At 65.9% G+C, this 19,956-nt stretch carries 19 protein-coding genes and 1 pseudogene; 8 read left to right on the top strand and 12 right to left on the bottom strand.

Features of this window, described 5'->3' with window-relative positions:
* The first annotated feature begins 145 nt into the window (after window positions 1-145).
* The 3 genes from DB31_RS47715 (at window position 146) to DB31_RS01205 (ending at window position 3,185) form a co-directional block, all read left to right on the top strand.
* Window positions 146-352: a hypothetical protein gene (locus DB31_RS47715; RefSeq protein WP_083967949.1), complete on the top strand. Its 207-nt coding sequence runs from the start codon at window positions 146-148 to the stop codon at window positions 350-352.
* Between the two features lie 117 nt (window positions 353-469).
* The gene (locus DB31_RS01210; RefSeq protein WP_044180836.1) at window positions 470-1,384 is read left to right on the top strand and encodes a DUF2381 family protein; all 915 of its coding nucleotides are present in this window, start codon (window positions 470-472) and stop codon (window positions 1,382-1,384) included.
* 22 nt (window positions 1,385-1,406) lie between these two features.
* Window positions 1,407-3,185, top strand: coding sequence for a serine/threonine protein kinase (locus DB31_RS01205; RefSeq protein WP_044180833.1), 1,779 nt, complete (start codon window positions 1,407-1,409; stop codon window positions 3,183-3,185).
* A gap of 289 nt (window positions 3,186-3,474) precedes the next feature.
* On the opposite strand, the gene DB31_RS01200 is transcribed toward DB31_RS01205, so the two are convergent.
* Complete coding sequence (locus DB31_RS01200; RefSeq protein WP_157231720.1) at window positions 3,475-4,125, bottom strand: hypothetical protein; 651 nt, start codon at window positions 4,123-4,125, stop codon at window positions 3,475-3,477.
* Window positions 4,126-4,430: 305 nt separating this feature from the next.
* Here DB31_RS01200 and DB31_RS01190 point away from each other — a divergent pair, with 305 nt between their 5' ends.
* Entirely contained in the window at window positions 4,431-4,913 is a 483-nt protein-coding gene (locus DB31_RS01190; RefSeq protein WP_044180827.1) for a DUF4386 domain-containing protein, read from the top strand.
* On the opposite strand, the gene DB31_RS01185 is transcribed toward DB31_RS01190, so the two are convergent.
* Together DB31_RS01185 and DB31_RS01180 are read right to left on the bottom strand one after the other, a co-directional pair.
* On the bottom strand, window positions 4,891-5,247 hold the full coding sequence (locus tag DB31_RS01185; RefSeq protein ID WP_240486465.1) for a Crp/Fnr family transcriptional regulator: 357 nt from the start codon (window positions 5,245-5,247) through the stop codon (window positions 4,891-4,893). The two genes, DB31_RS01190 and DB31_RS01185, sit on opposite strands and share 23 nt — an antisense overlap.
* 366 nt (window positions 5,248-5,613) lie before the next feature.
* The gene (locus tag DB31_RS01180; protein WP_044180824.1) at window positions 5,614-6,192 is read right to left on the bottom strand and encodes a TetR/AcrR family transcriptional regulator; all 579 of its coding nucleotides are present in this window, start codon (window positions 6,190-6,192) and stop codon (window positions 5,614-5,616) included.
* Between the two features lie 100 nt (window positions 6,193-6,292).
* Between DB31_RS01180 and DB31_RS01175 the strand changes: the two genes are divergently transcribed.
* Window positions 6,293-7,225 (top strand): NmrA/HSCARG family protein, encoded by a 933-nt coding sequence (locus DB31_RS01175; protein WP_338034279.1) that lies wholly within the window; start codon window positions 6,293-6,295, stop codon window positions 7,223-7,225.
* 84 nt (window positions 7,226-7,309) lie between these two features.
* Window positions 7,310-7,524, top strand: a pseudogene (locus DB31_RS50190) (tyrosine-type recombinase/integrase); the annotation flags it as partial.
* A 42-nt stretch (window positions 7,525-7,566) separates the two neighbouring features.
* Here DB31_RS50190 and DB31_RS01165 read toward each other — a convergent pair.
* Together DB31_RS01165 and DB31_RS48490 are read right to left on the bottom strand one after the other, a co-directional pair.
* The gene (locus tag DB31_RS01165) at window positions 7,567-8,172 is read right to left on the bottom strand and encodes a biotin transporter BioY (protein WP_044180817.1); all 606 of its coding nucleotides are present in this window, start codon (window positions 8,170-8,172) and stop codon (window positions 7,567-7,569) included.
* Window positions 8,173-8,283: 111 nt separating this feature from the next.
* A complete protein-coding gene (locus tag DB31_RS48490) occupies window positions 8,284-8,436 on the bottom strand; it encodes a hypothetical protein (protein ID WP_157231718.1) in 153 nt (50 codons plus the stop codon).
* A 385-nt stretch (window positions 8,437-8,821) separates the two neighbouring features.
* Here DB31_RS48490 and DB31_RS01160 point away from each other — a divergent pair, with 385 nt between their 5' ends.
* Entirely contained in the window at window positions 8,822-9,151 is a 330-nt protein-coding gene (locus DB31_RS01160) for a hypothetical protein (RefSeq protein WP_044180815.1), read from the top strand.
* A 72-nt stretch (window positions 9,152-9,223) separates the two neighbouring features.
* Here DB31_RS01160 and DB31_RS01155 read toward each other — a convergent pair whose 3' ends face one another.
* From DB31_RS01155 to DB31_RS01125, 7 genes are read right to left on the bottom strand one after another with little or no spacing between them, the layout of a single operon-like run.
* Window positions 9,224-10,594, bottom strand: coding sequence for a GH1 family beta-glucosidase (locus DB31_RS01155; RefSeq protein WP_044180813.1), 1,371 nt, complete (start codon window positions 10,592-10,594; stop codon window positions 9,224-9,226).
* 42 nt (window positions 10,595-10,636) lie between these two features.
* Window positions 10,637-11,458 (bottom strand): carbohydrate ABC transporter permease, encoded by an 822-nt coding sequence (locus DB31_RS01150; RefSeq protein ID WP_044180811.1) that lies wholly within the window; start codon window positions 11,456-11,458, stop codon window positions 10,637-10,639.
* Complete coding sequence (locus tag DB31_RS01145; protein ID WP_240486464.1) at window positions 11,455-12,303, bottom strand: carbohydrate ABC transporter permease; 849 nt, start codon at window positions 12,301-12,303, stop codon at window positions 11,455-11,457. Before DB31_RS01145 ends, DB31_RS01150 begins: the two co-directional genes overlap by 4 nt.
* Before the next feature lie 26 nt (window positions 12,304-12,329).
* A complete protein-coding gene (locus tag DB31_RS01140) occupies window positions 12,330-13,628 on the bottom strand; it encodes a sugar ABC transporter substrate-binding protein (protein WP_205628449.1) in 1,299 nt (432 codons plus the stop codon).
* Window positions 13,625-15,073, bottom strand: a complete 1,449-nt coding sequence (locus DB31_RS01135; protein WP_205628448.1) for a glucoamylase family protein — start codon at window positions 15,071-15,073, stop codon at window positions 13,625-13,627. Before DB31_RS01135 ends, DB31_RS01140 begins: the two co-directional genes overlap by 4 nt.
* Window positions 15,074-15,087: 14 nt before the next feature.
* Window positions 15,088-18,006 (bottom strand): TonB-dependent receptor, encoded by a 2,919-nt coding sequence (locus DB31_RS01130; RefSeq protein WP_052419624.1) that lies wholly within the window; start codon window positions 18,004-18,006, stop codon window positions 15,088-15,090.
* Entirely contained in the window at window positions 18,003-19,070 is a 1,068-nt protein-coding gene (locus DB31_RS01125) for a LacI family DNA-binding transcriptional regulator (RefSeq protein WP_044180806.1), read from the bottom strand. The genes DB31_RS01130 and DB31_RS01125 overlap by 4 nt, the downstream gene beginning before the upstream one ends.
* A 180-nt stretch (window positions 19,071-19,250) precedes the next feature.
* Between DB31_RS01125 and DB31_RS01120 the strand changes: the two genes are divergently transcribed.
* The gene (locus DB31_RS01120; protein ID WP_044180804.1) at window positions 19,251-19,952 is read left to right on the top strand and encodes a siderophore-interacting protein; all 702 of its coding nucleotides are present in this window, start codon (window positions 19,251-19,253) and stop codon (window positions 19,950-19,952) included.
* The last annotated feature ends 4 nt before the right edge of the window (window positions 19,953-19,956 follow it).

The following is a 19,956-nucleotide window of genomic DNA, read 5'->3' as shown; positions in this document are numbered from 1 at the left end:
CCAGACGGCCCCCCCGCCGTTGAGTAGCCAGAGGGAGTACGCCGATGCTGCGCGCAGGCGGCATCACAACCCGCTCAGTCCTGCCGAGAGCTCTTGGTGCGTTCCGTCCGGGCCGTCACGAAGTGGTGCTGCGCTTGAGCTTGCCTTGGCGCTGTTGCTGCTGGCCCCCGCGATGAAATCCCGCGCGCATCCGTCGATGGGGAAGACGATTCCCCCACTCACGGAGCCGAGCGGTGAGGCAGAGACGCCGCCTTCCACTGAGTCAAAGCCTCTGGCGCCCTGGGAGTCCTTGAGCATGGACGAGGAGCCGACGACCATCCAGGTCCGGCGTGCCGGCGTGAAGACGGCGTGAGCCGCATCGATGGGCGTACGGTAGGTGACGCTGGGTGGCCGGTGCTTCCGAATCCCGGCCCGCGAGCGTTCGCTCGCATCTGCTACTGTGGGGGCCTACCCGTGAGGTGGCTCCCCATTGTTCCGACCCGACACATTGTCTCTGGCGCTCGCATTGTGGCTGGTGGGCCTTGCCGCGACAGCACAGACAGCACCCGTGGGACACTCTGCTCCGCGCTCCGTCGTGCTCACAGGCAAGGCCGGCGAGGCGCCGTTGATCTTTCTGGCTCCCGGCATCGTGACCGTGCTCCTCCTCGACGCTCCCCTGGTGCGTGAGGCAGTCGAGCTGGAGGGCCGGGCCCGCTTTTCCGTGGTGGATGTGGGGGAGCGTACCGTCACGCTCTCGCCCGCCGTGGCGTTAGGGCCCGCCGAGAGGCTCGCGCTGCGCGTCACCTATCGCGAGGGGATTCCTTCCAGCGCCGTGTTCCTGCTCACTGGGCAGCCGGGGCAGAGGGATGAGGTGGTGAACGTCCTTCGGCCTCAACAGTCTGGGGAGGCGTGCCGCGTGGAGCTGGCCGCCCTGCGAGGACAGTGTGAGGCCCAGCGTCAGGAACTGGAGGCGTTGAAGGCCCGGCCTGCGGCGCTGAGCCCGGCCGCCTTCATGCTCGCCGGGGGCATGGACGGGAGCGGTATTCAAGGGAAGGACTTGAATGATGCGTGCAGCAAGGTGCGCGGCACACTTCACCTGCAAGGGTGTGAGGTGTTGGGAGCGGCCACCTGGAGCTTGATGGTCTTCGAGGTGAGCAACACGGCGGATGAGCCGTGGTCGCCTGCATGGGCGGAGGTGATTCCTGTGGCGGGCGGGGCTCCGCGACGCGCTCGCGCGGTGCTCTCGGGCCAACCCATCCTTTCCTCGGGGGCCTCGACGCGTGTGGCGGTCGAACTGGAGATGCCCATGAGGAAATCCGAAGCACGGCTGACGGAGCCGCACACCCTGCGGGTGTGCAACGGTGACGGGAGCCGCTGTCTGTCCATTCCCAATGTGAAGCTGTAACAACAGGCGGGAGGTACGCGGCATGGTGGCATCAGTGGATCCTTTGAACCTCCAGCCGGGCCAGATGGTGGATGTCTGGCGCATCGTCCGGTGCATCGGCAGAGGTGGCTACGCGGTTGTCTACGAGGTGGAGAAGGACGGACAGCGGTATGCGCTGAAGGTGGCCTGTCAGACCGAGCGGAGCCAGGACCCTCGGCAGACGGACGCACGCGCCCGCCGGGAGGTGGCCTGCCTGCAGCAGCTCCAACACCGCCACATCATCCGCATGTGGGCTCATGGGCGCTGGCCCGACTCGCGCTCGGGCGTTCTCTACATCGTCCTGGACTTCGTGGACGGTTGCACGCTGGCGCAGTGGGTGGAACGGACCCATCCGACGCCGCATGAAGTGGTGGTGTTGTTCCTCAAGCTGTTCGACGCGCTGGAGCACATCCACACCCGCCACATGTTTCATCGCGACTTGAGCCTGCGGAACATCCTGGTCACCCGGGAAGGCGAGCCGGTCATCATCGACTTTGGTGCGGCCGACTACGCCACCGCCGAGGAGCTGACGGACGGACCGCTGCCCCCGGGGACTTCCCGCATCCGCAGCCCGGAGGCTCAGCGCTTCTGGAGGGACCACCAGCTCAACCCGCAGGCTCGTTACACCTTCAAGGCCACGGACGACATTTTCGCGCTGGGAGCCGATCTCTATGACGTGCTCACCGACCCGTTGCCCACGCGCGGCGAGCGGAGGCCGCCGCTGGGGCACGCGGTGATGGAGCCTCCCACCCCTCATCAGGCCACCCAGGGAAGAGTTCCGCAGGAGCTGAGCCGCTATGCGATGACGCTCATCCACCGCGATCCCGAGGAGCGGCCCCAGACGGCGAAGGACGCGCGGCGCCCACTGGAGGAATTCGCGCGCTTCGAGGGGGAGGACTGGCGGGGCACGCCCGTTCACCCTATCGCCTTGCAACTGCCGCCCGAACCTTCCCAAGTTGCTTCCGCGCCTGTCGAGACTGAGCAGCCTGCCGCACGCCGGGCGTGGCTTCGTCCCGCCTGGGTCGGCACGCTGGTGCTGGGTGTCCTGACGGCAGCGGGGGCCGCCCTTCTGCACAGGCCCGTTGCGCCCGCTCCGCCTCCCGCCCCCGTGCTGGCCGAAAAGCCGACAAGCCGCCCCGCGCCGTTACCCTTGTCGCTCCCTACCCAGCAGGAGGCTCACCCTTCAGTGAAGCAGCCCGACAATTCCCCGACGCCCACCCGTGGCGTGCCCCCTCAGCAAGAGCCCCAGAAGCCGAGAGCGCGGCCTGTGCTCTCGAAGCTGGAGCGGTGCGCGCTCCTCGTGGCTTCTGCCGCATGGTTTCAAGCGGGTTGCGCTGGTGTTCAGACGCGCCCGGAGCCCGGGGACTGTCCCGACGATGCCATCAAAGTGATGGAGGAGTTCGGGTGGCACATCGATAGCAACGTTTCCCCCGTCATCACGATCGACGTGACCCAGCCGCACCCGGACCTGGTGGGCCAGGAGAGGACCGAGGAGAACGTCGTCATGGTGCTCAAGGACGGGCCCGTGACGGGGGCGCTGTGGAGACCTTCCGGAAAGGCGCCGAAGGGCATGCGGGTGGACGGGCACCTGTGGACGACAGGGGACCGCATCTACGGCCGCTATGTCCGCGCCCACCTTTCCGACGGACGCACGGTTCCTGTCTGCCTCGAGATCGATGACGGAGGCGGTCATGTGGGCCGTGAGAAGGAAGACGGCTCGAAGCCCGGCCACACCATCTCCACCAAGGTGACCGCTGTCCGGGCCGTTACGAAGTGGCGCTGAGCTTGAGGATAGAAGCTGCTGTGAAGAGGGGGGAGCGGAAAGGAGCGTGGCTCATCTCCTCATTGCAGTACGACCGCGACCGCTCCACTGGCTTGTCCTAGGGATCTTCCAGTGACCAATCATCGCGCTTGAGGCCCGGCACATAGGGGCAGGAGTCTGGGCGCTAGTCTCGCTGCCGCTCCACGCGCCGCTTGATGCGGCTGTAACCGCCCAGGCTGGGGCGCATGACGAAGTTTCAAAGCGTCGCCGTCCACGATGGAGACGATCTTCCGAGTCGCCGAGGTGCCCGTTACGGGGAGGCTTGGATGGAGGGCTCTGTCGTGCTGGTGAAGAAGGACGGCAAGAGGGCGCTGAAGCTATTGCCACTGCCGGTCTCGCCCCGGATGATTCCGCTCTTGGTTCCATCGACCCGAAGAGTGTCACCCCCATTCGGGAAGGAGAGCTGCCCCGAGTAGATGTGGGCCGGAGCGCAGGCGCTCTCACAACCCCAGGCGCCCCATTGCACGTCTCTCACGGTCGTAAGCGTATCCGGTGCGATGTGTTTGATGTTGAGGTAGCGAGGGATGTAGTTGCTCCCCACCGTGGACCAGGACGTCTTGTGGGTGTAGCTAACGGCCACTCCCTTGTCGGTGGCTGCGATCGAGAGGGCAGGCAGGGTGTACGACGTCATGAGCCATGTGCTCTGGGACGCCCAGAGGCAGGAGCACTCCTGCGTGCGCTCGATGGAGATGTCGTAGACCGTGACGGCGTGTGGCTCATCTGGCACCACGCGCGTCGAGTAGGAGAGGGTATAGCGGCAGCTCTGGGAATAGGCATGCACGGCGCCGAGGTGAGCTGCGTCCTCGGCCGGGGGCGGAGGCGGCTGACACGGAGGCGGTTCATCCGGAGGCAACTCATTCAGAGGCGGCACATCCGGAGGCAGATCATTCAGAGGCGGCACATCCGGTTCTCTCTCAGCGATGGCCCCTCCGCACGCGGACATGATCAGGAGACCCACAGCAAGGACAACCCGTTTCACAAGATGCATGACTGAACCTCGGAGCAAAGCAGGGTTGGGCTTCACTCGCAGTATAACAGGCCAGTAATGCAGCAGGGTTGCTGTTATATTCCAGCGTCTCCACCTGTGCGTGGGGGGGAAACTTCTGAGCTGGGGGCTCGCATTTATTAACCCTCATCAATGCGGGCGAGGGCGCCCCTCTCTACTTTCGAGGCCACAACGTCGCTGAACGTTCTGGAACCCTCGCGATGAACACCACCCGTCTTCACTCCCGCTCCCTGGGAATTCTCTTTCTCCTTCCATTCTTCGCCGTTGCGTACGTCTGCACGCGGGTGATGGAGGCGCTGCTCCTCCTCGTCGGGGTGGTGTTCCTTCTGTCCATCCTGCAGCTCGGAGAATCTGCGCAAGGGCAGACGACGTCGGAGCGGGTGCTCCTGTTCAAACTTCTCTCGAAGGGCAACTTCTGGGCGTACCAGCTCGCGATGATCATCCTGGGAGCCGGCAGCGTGGCGTTCTGCCTGTCGCTGTACCAGTCCCGGCTTCTGCCCTCGTTCCTCCCGCTGGTGGGCGCGGTGGGCTACGGGCTTCTGGCGCTGGGGTCCGTGTTCGAGCTCTTCGGGCTGCCGTGGGGCATCCTCTTCTCCGGGCCCGGGGGCCTGTTCGAGCTGTTCCTCGGCGGCTGGCTCATCGCCAAGGGGTTCCGGACGGTCACGCCTTCCATCGCGGCGTAACCGGCTTGCCGCGCGTGGCGATGCGCTTTCGGATCCGGCTCAGCGACTCGGGCTTCACGTCGATGTAGCTGGCCAGCTGGTACTGGGGAATCCGCTGGAAGATCTCCGGCCGCGTCTTCGAGAGCTTGAGGTAGCGCTGCTCCGGGCCATCGGTGAGATAGGAGGCGAACCGCTCCTGCTGTTCCGCCAGGACCTTCTGCATCACCCTCCGGGAGATGCTCTCGAAGCGCGGGAAGCGTCGATACAGGTCCTGCTCGCGTTGCTCGGTGCCCACCACCACCGTGGTGTCCTCCGCGCAGACCAGGAAGTGATCCGCCGGGGTCCCGTTCATCATGCTGTGAATCGAGAGGACCCAATCGTCCTCGGTGAAGAACCCGTTGCTCCGCTCTTCACCGTCGGGCGCGCCGACACATGGAAGCGGCAGGAGAGCGCGCCTGCGTCGGACACGCTGCCCCCCTCGGGACAGCTTGCGCGCTCCGTGCAGTCTTGCGCCGTGGCACGTCGAATTCCACCAGCCTGTCTGCCCCCTCCTCTGCAACCTTCGCCAGTTCGTCCGCCGCTTCCCGTGCTCCGAACGAAGACCCGAGCCAGCCCCGCAGAGCATCCGCCCCTTCTCCGGCCGTCTGAAAGCGCTCTGACCGTGAGCGCGCCACCCACTTGCACAGGGGCACCGCCAACCAAGGGCCAGGCTAGGCCGCGCTCAGGTCAGGACCTTGTCGAAGGTGATGCTCATGAAGGCATCAAGGGCCGCCCGGCTCCTGTCGACCCTGCTGCGCAGCACCGCGCCCTCCCAGGCGTTGATGAGGAAGACAGCCAGGGCGGCGGGAGCCATGGACGCGGAGATCTCACCCGCGGCCTGCGCCTGCTGAATCACCTTCTCAAGCTCGCGTGACCACTCGGCGAAAGCCACTGCCACGCGCTCGCGGATGAGCTGGCTGTGATCCGACATCTCCGCGGCAAGATTCCCTAGAAGACAGCCACGCTCGTAGTTCCACTCGATGAGCGCCTCCACCTGCGAGGTGAAACAGCGGCGCAGCCGCTCCAGGGGAGCGATCGATGAGTCCCGCAGAAGGGAGAGCCGAGAGTTGGAACTCCGCCAGTAGCGCTCGACGACTTCGACACCGAGAGCCTCTTTGCTCTCGAAGTGGTTGTAGAACGAGCCCTTCGGGACCCCGGCGGCCGAGGTGATGTCTTGAACGCCGCACCCGTTGAAGCCCTGCTGGAGCAGGGTCTTCATCCCTGCGACGACGATCTGTTCACGGACGCTCGCTCGTGCCATAGCGCGAATATGACCGGTCGTCTGAGCCTGTCAACGAATCCACTCAACTATCTGTACTAACTAGTCTTTCATATAAATATGACCGGTCGTCTTGACTCTCATGGCGCGGCTCGCCTACAGAGCGAGCAAGGGGACACTTGAGAGGAGCACCATGAGCAACGCAGACAAGGTCGTTGTCGTGATCGGACCAACAGGGCAGCAAGGCGGAGCGACGGCGAAGCACTTGGCGGCAAGCGGATGGCGCGTGCGCGCACTGGTTCGCGGCCTGCAGAGTGCGAAGGCCCGAGTGCTCGCGGATGCGGGCGTGGAGCTGGCTCCCGGGGACATGGGTGATCGCGCGTCGCTTGAGGCGGCGATGCGCGGCGCCTACGGCGTCTTCAGCGTTCAGCCAAGCGCAGGCCCGGCGGGCTCGGGCGTCATGTGGGAGGACGAGGCTCGCCTTGGAAGGAACGTCGCGGACGCAGCCAAGGCAGCGGGAGTCAAGCACCTCATCTACACCTCTGTCGGCGGCGCGGAGCGGAACACGGGCATCGGCCACTTCGAGAGCAAGTGGAAGATCGAGCAGTACATCCGCTCGCTCGGGGTGCCCGCGACGATCATCCGCCCTAACGCGTTCATGGAGATCCTCACGTGGCCGGACTTCGGAATCCCTCGGGGCGTCCTCTCCTTCTTCAGCGCACCGCAGAGCCGCCTCCAGCTCATTGCCGTGGATGACATTGGTCGGTTCGTCGCCCTCGCCTTCAGCGATCCGGAGACGTACGTGGGCAAGTCGATCGAGCTCGCGGGCGATTCGCTGTCGGGAGTGCAGCTCGCGGAGGCCATCAGTCGCGCGACGAACCGGTCCATTCCGTACGCCCAGATTCCGGGGGAGATCCTTCGTCAGAACCCCAGCCTCGAGCGCCTCGCCGTGTTCGCGAGTGAAGACGGCGGCAAGGCCGACATCGCCGCGCTCCGCAAGCTGCACCCGGGCTTGCTGACGTTCGATGAGTGGCTTGCCAGGAGCGGCAAGGCGCTATTCCAGGCTCTGCTGTAGTTGGTCCGGAGGGGGTACGGGGGAGGAAGGCGCCTTGGCTGCATCACTCAGCGGTGTCTGAGTTTGAAGTCAGACTGAATCAGGGTGGACCCGCCAACCTCGGCGGTGGACGCACTCAAGGGACACCGCCACCTGCGAACCCTTATGTGTTCTGACAGCAGGACGGCCAGCCGCTCAGCGATGGCCCGATGAAGCTGCCGCTCCAGCGTGTGCTGCGGGCGGCGGGAATCAGCCGCGAGCAAGGGCGCATCGGCTGGCACGACCTGCGGCACACCTCCGGCAGTCACCTCGCCATGAGGCCTTCCTCCAACTCGGCTGCTGCCTCGGTGCCTCCTGGGCGCTCACCCGCTGGTTCTGGAAGGTGCGCCAAGCCTTCGCCAGGCGAGGGGCACCCCCAGGCCGGCGATGGTGGCCTTGAGCAGCATGCCAGCGAGGAAGGGTAGGAAGCCCTTTTGAAGGGCCGTGGTGAAGGGGAGCGGGGCCACCACGGAGAGCCAGGACGCGCCAAGGGCGAGGATGACAAGCTGGCCGACGAGGAAGAGGGGCAGCGCCTTCCACGGCTGCCTGTCAAAGCCGTGCCGCGCCGCCAGGCCCACGAGGAAGGCCGCGGGAAGGAAGCCCACGAGGTAGCCGCCAGTGGGCCCCAGCACGTGCCCGAAGCCACTGGCAGCCTTCGCATAGAACGGCAGTCCCACCGCCCCGAGCAGGACGTAGGCGAGCTGCCCGGCCATGCCCCGCACGGGCCCGAGCACGGCAGCGGTGAGGACGACCGCGAGCGTCTGTCCCGTGATGGGCACCGGGGAGCCGGGTACCGGGAGGGAGACCTGCGCGAGCAGCGCGGTGAAGAGCGCCGCGCCGAGTACGAGCGCCCCCTCGTGGGCACGCGTGCGGACGAAGGCATCGGCCAGGACGCGAGGAGGTGGCCGGGTGGCCGGGGTGCCTGTCATGAGTGTTCCCTCCGGGGCATGGGCGGCTACGGTGCCTCCCGCAGCGGGCGCAGGGCCCGAACCTGCGACGCTTTTTCAGCCTATGCGACAGAGCATGAGGTCTGGCAGGACTCAACGCGAGCTGAACGCGGCGAGCATGGCGATGTCGACCGCGTCCACGGCGGCGTAGTTCGACTCGCCGTAATGGGAAGGAATGGTGCCCAAGTCCACACGCGGCGTCCTTTCCCTCATCGGCTCCTTGCTGGCCGCTGCCTGGGTCGCCACTCTCGCCTCCTCCTCTCCTGCTTGGGGGAGCCGACTGCTGCGCGATGGCAAGGAAAGCCAGGAGTGGGTATGGGCGCTCACTCAAGGTGCGTCTTGAGCAAGACTGACGCCTGAGGCATTGGAGGCGGCGGCAATCGAACCCGCCGCTTGGAACTTCTGGGCGCGCAGCCACCCTTCCACCGGGAAGAGGGTGAAGGGATTCGAGCTGGCCGGGCCGGGCGCAGTGTCCTGGAAGAGGACGGTCCCCTATGAACCCAGGACCAGGGTTTCCCGCGCGGGAGCTCATGGCTCCTCTGCGGCCAAGTCTAACTGGTTAGACTTTCAGACGGCGGTTGCTGGGGGGACTCGCGACAGGCACAGGCCGCGATCGCGGACTATCCTTGTCGTGGCGGTGAAGCCGTTCGGCGCGTGCAGCGTGGGCCAGATGCGCCGGGCGCTGCAGCGCAAGCGCCGCCCCACCTCCAGCAAGCCGCTGCCGCCGGAGAAGGTGGAGCTGGCCGAGCAGTACTCCGCGGCGGTGGCGCGGCGCTTCCCCAAGGGCAAGGGAACGCTGGTGCAGGTGAAGCTGCGCAACCAGAAGGGCAAGGCGGTGCTTGACATCCAAGGCATCCCACTGGAGCAGGTGCTCCAACTGGTCGAGGCGCTCACTGCGGAGGTGTCCCCGGCCTTGGAGGCCCAGGGGCCGCAGCTGCCGCTGCCGGTTCAGCCGTCCTAACCCCCGTCTGTGAGTCAGAGCCCCGCGTTCCTGAAGGAGGGGACGCGGGGCCTTTTGTGGATCGACTTTGAATTACCTCTCGTCTGGCGGCTCGCTCACGGCAGCACCGTGAGTGGCGATCACGCGCGAGTAGAAGCGCGCGCTGTCTTTGGGGGTTCGCTTCTGGCTCTCGAAGTCGACGTGGACGATGCCGAACCGCTTGGAGAAGCCGAGCGACCACTCGAGGTTGTCGAGCAGGGACCAGACCATGTAGCCGCGGACATCGATGCCCTGCTGGATGGCCGTGTGGACGGCGGTGAGGTGCTTGCGCAGGTAGTCGACTCGCAGCGGATCTCGGACACGGCCGCCCTCAGCCACCGGAGGATCGAAGAAGGCAGCACCGTTCTCGGTGATGTAGAGCGGGATATCTCCGTAGCGCTTCTTCACCCAAACGAGCGTGTCGAGGAGCCCCTGCGCAAATACCTCCCATGAGGTCTCGGTGTACGTGGCCTGCTTCTGCCGTACCGGCGCGGCCCGTTGCGGCCAGGAGCGCTCGTCAAAGCGCGTCACACTCCGCGTGTAGTAGTTGATGCCAAGAAAATCGAGCGGCTGCCGCGTCAGCTTCAGCGCCTCTGCCGACCAGGGCTGCCAGGCCTCGCCGAAGACCTCGGTCAGCTCCTCATCCGGACACGTTCCGAGCATTGCGGGATCCAGGTACTGCCGGTTCATGTACGCGTCCGCGCGCGCGGTCGCCGCCTGGTCCGCCGCGCTGTCAGAGGCGGGATACTTGGGCTCGAGGTTCACCACCAGGCCCATCTGGTGCTTGCCCGTGGCGCGATAGGCCTGGACCGCAGCGCCGTGCGCCCGCATGAGGTTTCGCGAGGCGATCGGCGCCTCGAACAGATTCTTGTGACCGGGGGCCAGTGCGCCGTGCAGATAGCCGCCGTCGGACACCACCCACGGCTCGTTCAGCGTCACCCACTTCTTCACCCGGTCGTCGAGCCGGCGGAACAGCGTGTCCCCGTAGTCGGCGAACCAGCTCGCGATATCTGGATTGAGCCAGCCGCCCAGATCGTCGAGCGCGGCTGGCAGGTCCCAGTGAAACAGCGTCACGAGCGGCTCGATGCCGCTCTTCAGCAGCTCGTCGACGAGCCGGTCGTAGAAGTCGAGGCCGGCCTGGTTCACGGCGCCCTTGCCGTTGGGCAGGATGCGGCTCCAGGAGACGCTGAAGCGATAGGCCTGCATGCCCAGTTCGCGCATGAGCGCCACATCGCTCACGTAGCGCCGGTAGTGATCGCAGGCCACATCGCCGGTATCGCCGCTGGGCACCAGGCCGGGCGTGTGCATGAAGCGTTGCCAGATGCTAGGGCCGGCTCCGTCGGCGAGCGGCGAGCCCTCGATCTGATAGGCCGAGGTGGCGCAACCCCAGAGGAAGTTCCGCGGAAACTCGATGGTCTTTGTCATGTGTGATTCAAGGTGAGAGGTTGAACTCAGGGTGGGTTGTCTTCATCCCTTGACGCTCCCTGCCAGGAGGCCCTGGATGTAATAGCGCTGCAGCACCAGGAACAGCGCCAGGACTGGCAGCACCGTGATGACGCCACCGGCCATCATCAGCTCGCTGTCCTGCACGTGCTCTCGCGTCAGCGAAGCCAGTGCGACGGGCAGTGTGTGGCGGTCGTCGTCGGTGAGCACGATGAGCGGCCAGAGAAAGTCATTCCACGAACCCAGGAAGGTGAAGATCGCCAGGGTCACCAGGATCGGCCCCAGCGCCGGAAGCACGATCGACCAGAAGAGGCGGAGCTCGCCCGCCCCGTCGATGCGAGCCGCCTCGAGCAGCTCGTCTGGAATGGAGAGCGCGTACTGGCGCACGAGGAAGATGCCGAAGACGTTCGCCACCGACGGGAGCAGCACGCCCAGGTACGTGTTGACGAGCCCCATGCTCTTGAGCAGCAGGAACAGGGGAATCATGGCGACCTGCGCCGGGATGATGAGGGCGCCCAGCAGGATCCGGAAGATGCGCTCGCGGCCGGCGAAGCGCAGCTTGGCGAACGCATAGCCCGCGCTGACGTTGAAGAGGAGCGCCAGCAGGGTGGCCGCTGTGGCCAAGAACAGGCTGTTGGCGAAGCCGCGACCCATGCGGGTCTGGGCGAAGAGCTGGCGGTAGTTCTCGAGCGTGGCCTGGTGAGGGAACAACGGCGGTGGAGAACTGCTCGCTTCCCCCGGGGCCATGAAGGACACCGACACCATCCACAAGAGGGGACCCAGGCTGAGCGCCGCAGCCGCGAACAATGCGACATTCACCAGGAGGGCCCGCGACCGCGGCATCATGGCTCACTCCAACGGCGAAAGACGAAGGACTGCGCCATTGTCACCGCGAGGACCAGCAGAAAGAGAAGGAAGGCAACCGCCGAGGCGGAGCCGAGGTTCCACCACTTGAAGCCCTCCTCGTACATGAAATAGAGGACGCTGGTCGTGCTTTGAAGTGGGCCGCCCTGGGTCAGGACGTATGGCTCCGCGAAGAGCTGGAAGTAGCCGGCCATGGTCAGAGTGCTGACCAGGACCAGCGTAGGCGCGAGCGCAGGCAGGGTGACGAAGCGCAGCTGCTGGGGGCCGGTGGCGCCTTCGATGCGCGAGGCCTCGTACAGCTCCTCCGGAATGCTCTGCAACGCGGCCAGGAAGATCACCATGTTGAAGCCAAAGTTCTTCCACACCGCGAACAGGATGATCGCCGGCATCGCCCAGTTGGGATCTCCGAGCCAGTCAACCGGATGGATGCCGGCCAGTCCGAGGAGGGAGTTGATCAGGCCATAGCGGGTGTGGAGCAGGTAGTTCCAGATCACCGCGACCGCGACCAGGGTGGTCACCACCGGCGCGAAGAGTGCGGTGCGGAAGATCGCCTTGCCGCGCGCCACCGCCGAGTGGAGGAGCAGCGCGGAGGCGAGCGAGACCGTGATCGAGAGTGGAACTCCGGCGATGACGAAGAAGAGCGTGTTTCCGAGCGCCTTCCAGAACAAGGGAGTCTGGAGCAAGCGCAGATAGTTGCCGCCCCCGACGAAACGAAGGTTGTCGAGCCGGACCAGGGCGTAGATGTCGAAGTCCGTCAGGCTGAGGCCCAGCGCGGCCAGGACGGGCAGAAAGAAGAAGACGGCGATCATGAGCAGGGCGGGCAGCACGAACAACCACCCGGCGCGTGCGGCCTTCATTGTCCCGCCTCCCGCTCCAGGATCCAGCGCCGCTTCTCCAGGATCCGATCGGCGCGCGCATCCAGCTCCGCGGCCGCGGCGTCGACGCTCAAGCCTCCGTGCGCCGCCTGCTCGGCAACGATTCTCAGCTCGGTCGCGATGCGCTCCCACTCCGGCACCTTGGGCGTGGGCTCGACCCGCTCGAGCTGCTCACGGAACGCGGCAGCATGGAGGTCGCCGCTGAGCGCCGAGGCTTCCCAGCTCGACCGGCGGGGCGGCAGGTCGCCCGACAGCGCGTAGAAGCGGCGCTGAACGTCGGGCCGTGACAGGTACTCGATGAGCTTCCAAGCCGCCTCCTGGCGCCGTGAGTCCGCGAACACCACCAGGCTCGAGCCTCCGGCACTCGACAGGCCGGCGCCCTCGGGGCCGGGCAGCGGCGCCGTCATCCAGCTCCCCTGGAGCTCCTGGGGCAGCCGGCGCTTGAACTCGCCGATGTTCCAGGGACCGGTGATGTAGAAGGCGAAATGTCCGCGGGCAAACTCGTTCCACACATTCGCGATCTGAGTGTTGGTCGCGCGAGGCGCCAGCTCCTTCTCGAACATCTCCAGGTAGAAGCCGAGGGCGCGCCGAAAGCCCTGGCTGCGAAAGTTGCCCCAGCGGCCTCCCTCGCGCAGGAGTGGCTCTTCCTGCTGTAGCCCCAGGAGCAGCAGGGGCTCGAACTCGTTGAGAGGCAACAGGATCGAATAGTGCTCCGCGCCAGGCAGTCGCTTGATGGCGACGAGCATCTCCCTCCATTCGTCCCAGCTCTTGGGCGGGTGAGCAAAGCCGGCCTGGGCCAGGAGGTCGCGCCGATAGAAGAGCAGGCGCGTGTCGACGTACCAGGGCACGCCGAAGAGGCGGCCATCGACGACATTGGTGTCCCAGATGCCGGGGAAGTAGTCCTCCTTTTCGACGAGGGGCGACGCCGCGGTTGCCGAATCCAGCGCGGAAAGTGCTCCGAGCGCAGCGAACTCCGGGATCCAGGTGTTCCCCATCTGCGCCAGGTCGGGCGTCGCGTCGCCCACGAACGCGGTCAAGAGCTTCTCGTGCGCCCCTTGCCAGGGAAGCTGCTGCACCTTGACGCGGATCCCGGGATGGCTGGCCTCGAAGTCGCGGGTCAGCTCGGCCACCACCTCACCTTCCCGTCCCATCGCCCAGAACTGAAGCACGAGCTCGCCCGACGCGGACTCGGTGCAGGCGGCCAGGCAGCAGACGAGCGCGGCGACGGCGAGCCGGCGGGCTCTCGGCCACGTTGACCGCGCGCCAGTCACCGTCACGGCTTCTCCTCGAGCCAGCCGCCCTGGAACCCCGCACGCTCGAGGCCCGCGCGGATATAGGGGTTCTTGCGCATCACCCGCCACACGAGCTGGCTCCGGTGGTTTTCGATCATGGCGATGATGGGCCCCTGGTCGATGCCGAGATAGTCGCCAGCCACCCAGCCGAGGCCCGGCACCCGGCGGCCATCCTTGAGCGGAACGTCGTACTCGAAGCTGGGATTGAAGGAGTCCCGAAAGCCGTAGGTGGAATAGATGTGCTCGCCGTAGCGGCGGCGCAGCTCCATGACCGCCGGGATCGCGATCTCTGGCGCGAACGGGATGGACGCGGCGGCCGCGGTGGGCGCCAGCGTGCCGTCGTCATTGAGACCCGGGCCGCGAGCAGAATAGCTGTGAAACCTCCGGCGCTCCCCCCGGTACTCGAGCTCCATGTCGGCCGGCCCGTCGCAGGCGGTCAATCCCCAGATGTCCTGGCCGTACCCCTTCCAGCCCTTGGGATTGGCCATCGCATACGCGCGCTGCGCATACGTGGCTCGGCGGCTGTTCTCGAAGTAGTCGATCCCTCGGGCACGCATGGAGCTGTCCTGGATGCCACGAAAGTCCACCCACACATGGCTGTACTGGTGGCCGAAGAGCGGAGGAAAGCTCAGATGCTCCTGGCCGAAGAAGGTGCCCCACTGCTCTTTGTAGCCAGAGGTCCATGTCTGCCAGGCCGCAGGCTCGACGGGAAACGTCGGCGAGCCCAGCGCGAGAATCACCAGCAACATCGCCTCGTTGTAGCCAATCCAGTCATAAGGGATGAAGCCGGCCTCCGGCGACCAGCCGTGTGAGATGGCAGGCGGCCTCGCCTGCGCCCAGCGCCAGTCGACCCGGCGATAGATCTCGTCGGCCAGTCTCCGGATCTCCACTTCCTGAGGATCGGCACCATCGAAGTACGACTGCACGAACAACACCCCCCCGAGAAGCAGGGCAGTGTCGACGGTGGAGAGCTCGGTTGTCTCGAAGCGGTGCCCCGACTTCATGTCCAGGAAGTGGTAGAAGAACCCCTGGTGTCCGCTCGTGCCGCTGGCCTCAGGGCCCTGCGGAGCGGTGCGGAAGAAGCGCAGCGTGGCCAGCACCCGCTCGCGGGCGGCTTCGCGGCTCACATAGCCCCGCTCGACGCCAATGCCGTACGCCGTCAGGCCAAAACCGACGGCGGCGATGCTGCTGAACGATGGGCTCGGATACCGATCCGGGACCAGGCCGTTCTCCAGGTTGGCCGTCTCCCAGAAGTAGCGGAAGGTCCGCTGCTCCAGGTCTTCCAGCACCTCTTCCGATGAGCTTGGCGGGGCGCTCGAAGGTGGACGCAGGCTCGAGAGGCTGTCGGCGCAGCCCACGGGCCCACTCGCGAGGAGTGACGCAGCCATCATGACGGAGAGAAGCTGTTGGCTCCCTGGGCGTGCTCTCAAGTGGAGACTCCTCTTTAGAAGCTGTAGCCCATCCCGAACTGGAAGCTGCGCGGCGGACCGACCAGGGACGAGGGCTGACCGAACTTCGGGTTCGCAGGCTCTGCCTCTGGCGGAATGAATCCATCGTATCCACCGAAGTTCTTGGAGTTGAAGAGGTTGAAGCTCTCGGCGAAGACGTTGATCCGACGGCCCTCGGCGATCGTGAAGTCCTTCGCCAGCCGGACATCCACCTGGCTGAACTGGATGAAGTCCTCCGCCCGGCCTCCATTGCGGCTGAGCACGAACTCGGTGGGCCCGAAGCCCTTGGATGCATCGGAGATGGTGTAGGGCAGGCCGGAGCCGAGCGTGATCAGCGTGGACAGCTTGAACTGCAGCGGCAGCCCCACGATGCCGGAGAGAACGAGGCGGTGGCGTTCATCGGTAGTGGTGGGCGTGACAGGGCTGTCTTTGACGGTCGGGTAGTCGAAGTTGAAGTTCGTCCCGCGCTCCCGGGCAATGCCAAAGGTGTAGGTCAGGGACGCGCCCCACTCAATGCCCCACTTCGAGAGCTCGCTCGAGTAGGACTTCTCCGCCGAGACCTGCACACTGCTGTAGACGGAGGTTCGATCGTCGACCGAGATGAGGACGTTGCCGAAGCCGCCCGGCGTGGGGATGAAGTCGCGGTTGCCCGTCGACCTGCGGTTGGCGGGGTAGAAGCCGATGCCGTTCTTGCTGCGAATGTGCGTGAGCGTCAACGAGGTGTTGGCCGGTCCTATCTGTTGCCGGACGCCGGCGCTGAACTGGTCGCTGAACTGCGGCTTGGTGTCGTTCTCCAGCAGGAAGATCTCCGGGGCGGGTGCCACGCCGCTCTCGATCAGCGAATCAAGCCCCTCCCGGCTCTGGTACTCGGGCCGCCAGGCGATGGTCGGCTGACCATTGCGGGGTGAGCCGTCCGCCGAGAACCGGAACGTGCGGACCTGGTATTGAAGACGAAGCCGCTCGTCCACTCCGGTGTTGAACAGCGTGCGATCGTAGTAGCGCCCAGCGCCGGCGAAGAGAACCGTGCGCCCGTTGTTCATCACGTCGAAGGCCACGCCGAGCCGCGGCTGCACCGCGCCCAGAAAGACGGGGCGCTGCTTACCGTTGGTCAGGTAGTTCTCGACCGGAAAGAAGTCAGGCCCATTCGTCTCTGCGACGATGCCAGCGAGCTCCTCGACCGCCGCACGGACATCTTCGGGAGTCACGTAGTGGTTGTTCAGCGGGTTGCTCTCGACATCCCACCGGACGCCCACGTTCAGGGTCAGCCTCTTTGCGATCTCCCAGTCGTCCTGGAGGTACACGCCCAACTGCGTATTGTTGGAGGTCACCCTCGGGTCGCCGATGCCATAGGAGGCTTCAGCCGGAAAGTCATAGCTGAGGCCGTTGGCTGCGTCATTCCTGAAGCGGAACAGGGGGTTCCCATAGAGCGTGCGCTCGATTTGGTACTGTTGGAGGGAGACCTGGGCGCCAGTCTTCACCACATGCTGGCCGGCCCACTCGAAGTTCGCGAACGTCACATCATCGCGCAGCGTGAACGCCTGCTGGCCGATGTCCTGGCTGGTGTCGCGGCCGCCGAGCCGAATGACGCCCTCGTAGTCCTGCCCCACCACGCCGGGGTTCGCGGCGATCGGGTTGAACCGCGAATGGAGGAACTGGAACGTGGCCTCGTTCGTCAGCGAGCCCAACCTCAGCTGATGCCTGGCAGCGGCGGTGAGCACGTTGTTTCGCACGTTCTCGGCGCTCTCGACACTCACGATGCCGCCGAAGCTGCGGATGTCGGTCTCCGTCCTGAGGCTGGCGCTGAGATCCACGGTCTGGTTGTCAGCCGGCCTCCAGGTCAGCTTCGCGAAGCCGAGGTGTTCGCGGAAGGGGCTCTTGAAGCTGCCCTGGAACTCGCCGAACCGGCTCAGGTTCTCCTCCGTCGGATTCCCTATCGTCACCTGGTTCGCACGATTCTGCACGTTGCCTTCATAGGTCGCGAAGAAGTGCAGCTTGTCCTTCAGGATGGGGCCACCGAGTGCCGCCCCGAACTGAGAGCGCAACAGCTCGGGCCGCTCCAGCTCGCCGCGCTGCACGGCGAAGTAATCCCGGGCCACCAGGGCCTCGTTCTGAAAGGAGAGGAAGACATCGCCGTGGAAGTCGTTACCACCCGAGCGCGTGATCGCGGAGATGATCGCGCCGCCGGCCTGCTCGTACTCGGCCTTGTAGTTCTGGCTGACCACGCGGAACCCGCTGACCGCGAGCTGAGGGAAGGGGTTTCCGCGGCTCGAGTCCTGACCGACCAACCCGCCTTCACCGACGTTGTTCTTGAGGCTCACGCCATCCACGAACACGTTGGTGTTGTTCGCCTCGAGAGCGCCTGACGAGAAGTTCTTTTTGAACTCGTCGTTGGAGACGCGAACGCCGGGCGCCAGCGTCGCGAAGTTGAGGAAGTTGCGGTTGTTCTGGGGCAGGTTCTCGATCTCTTCGCGGCTGACGTTGGTGGCGACCTCGGCCGTCGAGCTCTCGCGGGTCTTCCCTTGGACGACGATGGTCTCGCTCTGACCCAGATCGAGCGCCACCTCCTCCGCGAGGTTGATGTCCAGGTCCACGGTCTGGCCGACCTGCAGGGTGACCATCCGGTACACCTCCTTGCCGTCGGGCTGGGTCACGGTGATCACGTACTCGCCGGGCTCCAGGCCGGTCAGGAGATGAGAGCCGTCCGCGCGCGCGACCCCTTTCGCTGCGAAGCCGCTGTTTCTGTTCACCGCGAGCACCGTCGTCCCGCGGGTCGTCCCGCTGGCCGAGCTGAGGTCGACCCGGATGGTCGCCGTCGTTTTCTGCGCGAGCGCCGGCGCGGCCGTGAGCCACAGGATGACTCCCAGCACGCTCCACATACGGCTGGTGATGCTGCTCAGCTTCCTTGACGATTTCATGGAGACCTCGCTGCTTGACGCCGGGAGCGTCGTTTGGGCGGCTTCTCGGAGCCGCAGGACTCGCGAACCACAACCTCGGGCAACAGAGCGCGTGACACCGGCCGCGTTCGCGCCGGGCTCTCGATGCTGAGCAGGAGCTGCTCCAGCGCGGCTCGGCCGAGCTCCGCGATTTGCACGCGCACCGTGGTCAGCGCGGGGCTGACCAGCGAGGCGAGCGGGATGTCATCGAACCCAGCCACGGCGATGTGGTCGGGGACGCGCAAGCCCGCCTCTCGGAGGGCGACCATGCAGCCGACCGCGATCACGTCGTTGGCGGCAAAGACCGCGTCGGGGCGGTCGGGTTGAGCGGCCAGGCGTCGCCCGGCGAGGTAGCCTGACTTCTCGCTGAAGTCTCCCGGCAGGACCTGCGGTGCTACCCGCTGCAGAGAGGACGCCATCTCATCGAGATAGCCGCGCAGACGCTCCTGGGCGTCGAAGTTGAGCGTGGGCCCCGCCACGTGCGCTATCCGCCGGTGACCGCGCCCGACCAGATGACTGACCATGGCGCGTGCCCCGCGGTAGCTGTCGATGGTCAGCGTCGAGCGCCGGGCGTCATTCAGCGGGCTGTTGATGAGCACTATCGGCAGGGCGCTGGGCAGGTTCTTGTCCAGGAGCGCGGCATCGACGTGCGGCGACATGACGAGGAGCCCGTCCACCCTGCCTCGCATGGTGCGGATCGCGACGGCGAGCTCCGCCGCATCACCGTGCGTGCTCGACAGCAAGAGCTGCAGGCGCCGCCGGCGCGCCACGGCATCGATGCCACGAATGAGCTCGGAGAAGAACTCGCCGTGCAGATCGGGGAACAGGACGCCGACGACGTTCGTCCGCTGGGTGATCAGACTGCGCGCCCCGCTGTGCGGCACGTAGTGAAGGGAACGCACCGCCGCCAGCACGCGCTCACGCGTCTCTGCGCTCACGTTGGCGTGGCCATTCATGACGCGTGACACCGACGCGATGGAGACGCGGGCCTTGCGAGCCACGTCCTTGATGCTGGCCTCCGAGCCATCTCGCGAGATTCCGGTCATGATCTTCCGCCAGCATGTAAACGTTTTCTCCGCCTGGTGTAAACGTTTCCACAATGACGCCATGCGGCGAGAAGGCCCAATCCATTTGAGGAGAGCCCCGCGTTCCTGAAGAAGGGGGCGCGGGGCCTTTTACGTTTCTTCACGTTCGCGCCAGGGCCTCTCCCGCTAGCATGGACTGCCATGCCTTCCGCCACTGCCGCCATTCAGGGCCTCATCGGCCGCCTTTTCTTCCGAGACGCCACGGTCACTCGCGTAGAAGATATTGGCCGTAGCTTCCGCCGGCTGGTGCTCTCGGGGCCTGCTTTGCGTGAAGTGAGCTGGACCCCTGGAGACAAGCTTCAGATCTTCCTGCCAGGGATTGGCTCGAGGACCTACACGCCGTTGCGTTGGGACTCGAGCACGGGCGAGACCGAGCTGCTCGCGTATCTGCACGGCGATGGGCCCGGCACGCAGTGGGCGAAGACGGTCAGCGCCGGAGCGGCGATCCAGGTCTTCGGGCCTCGAGGCTCGCTGGTCGTCGGTGGTACTCCCCCGGCCGTGGTCTTCGGTGACGAGACGAGCCTGGCGCTGGCCCGGGCCAATGGCGTGCCCGGACGGACCGTCCTCGAAGTCACCAGCCCCGGCGAGACTCAAGCGGCACTCGACGCCCTGAGCTTCAGCGGCGTGACGCTGGTCGCCCGGCAGTCGAACGATGCCCACCGCGAGGCGCTGGTCGACGCGGTCGTCCAGGCACTCCAGGCACACCCCGGGGCTCCCCTTGTTCTCTCAGGCCGCGCGGCCGCCATCCAGGGCGTGCGACAGGGGCTCAAGGCCCGGAAGGTGGAGTTCGCGGCCGTCAAAGCCAAGGCGTACTGGGCGCCGGGGAAGGTGGGGTTGGACTGAAGGA

Origin of the sequence: Hyalangium minutum (genome assembly GCF_000737315.1) — a bacterium.
Lineage (GTDB): Bacteria > Myxococcota > Myxococcia > Myxococcales > Myxococcaceae > Hyalangium > Hyalangium minutum.
The sequence above is the reverse complement of the archived record's forward strand: the minus strand, read 5'-3'. Positions and strand labels throughout refer to the sequence as shown.

Coding starts and splice junctions, on each gene's coding strand:
- DB31_RS01125 (WP_044180806.1), bottom strand. CDS start 19,070: ATGACCGGAATCTCGCGAGATGGCTCGGAGGCCAGCATCAAGGACGTG.
- DB31_RS01180 (WP_044180824.1), bottom strand. CDS start 6,192: ATGGCACGAGCGAGCGTCCGTGAACAGATCGTCGTCGCAGGGATGAAG.
- DB31_RS01155 (WP_044180813.1), bottom strand. CDS start 10,594: ATGACAAAGACCATCGAGTTTCCGCGGAACTTCCTCTGGGGTTGCGCC.
- DB31_RS01150 (WP_044180811.1), bottom strand. CDS start 11,458: ATGATGCCGCGGTCGCGGGCCCTCCTGGTGAATGTCGCATTGTTCGCG.
- DB31_RS01205 (WP_044180833.1), top strand. CDS start 1,407: ATGGTGGCATCAGTGGATCCTTTGAACCTCCAGCCGGGCCAGATGGTG.
- DB31_RS01165 (WP_044180817.1), bottom strand. CDS start 8,172: ATGACAGGCACCCCGGCCACCCGGCCACCTCCTCGCGTCCTGGCCGAT.
- DB31_RS01175 (WP_338034279.1), top strand. CDS start 6,293: ATGGCGCGGCTCGCCTACAGAGCGAGCAAGGGGACACTTGAGAGGAGC.
- DB31_RS01185 (WP_240486465.1), bottom strand. CDS start 5,247: ATGATGAACGGGACCCCGGCGGATCACTTCCTGGTCTGCGCGGAGGAC.
- DB31_RS01120 (WP_044180804.1), top strand. CDS start 19,251: ATGCCTTCCGCCACTGCCGCCATTCAGGGCCTCATCGGCCGCCTTTTC.
- DB31_RS01130 (WP_052419624.1), bottom strand. CDS start 18,006: ATGAAATCGTCAAGGAAGCTGAGCAGCATCACCAGCCGTATGTGGAGC.
- DB31_RS01190 (WP_044180827.1), top strand. CDS start 4,431: ATGAACACCACCCGTCTTCACTCCCGCTCCCTGGGAATTCTCTTTCTC.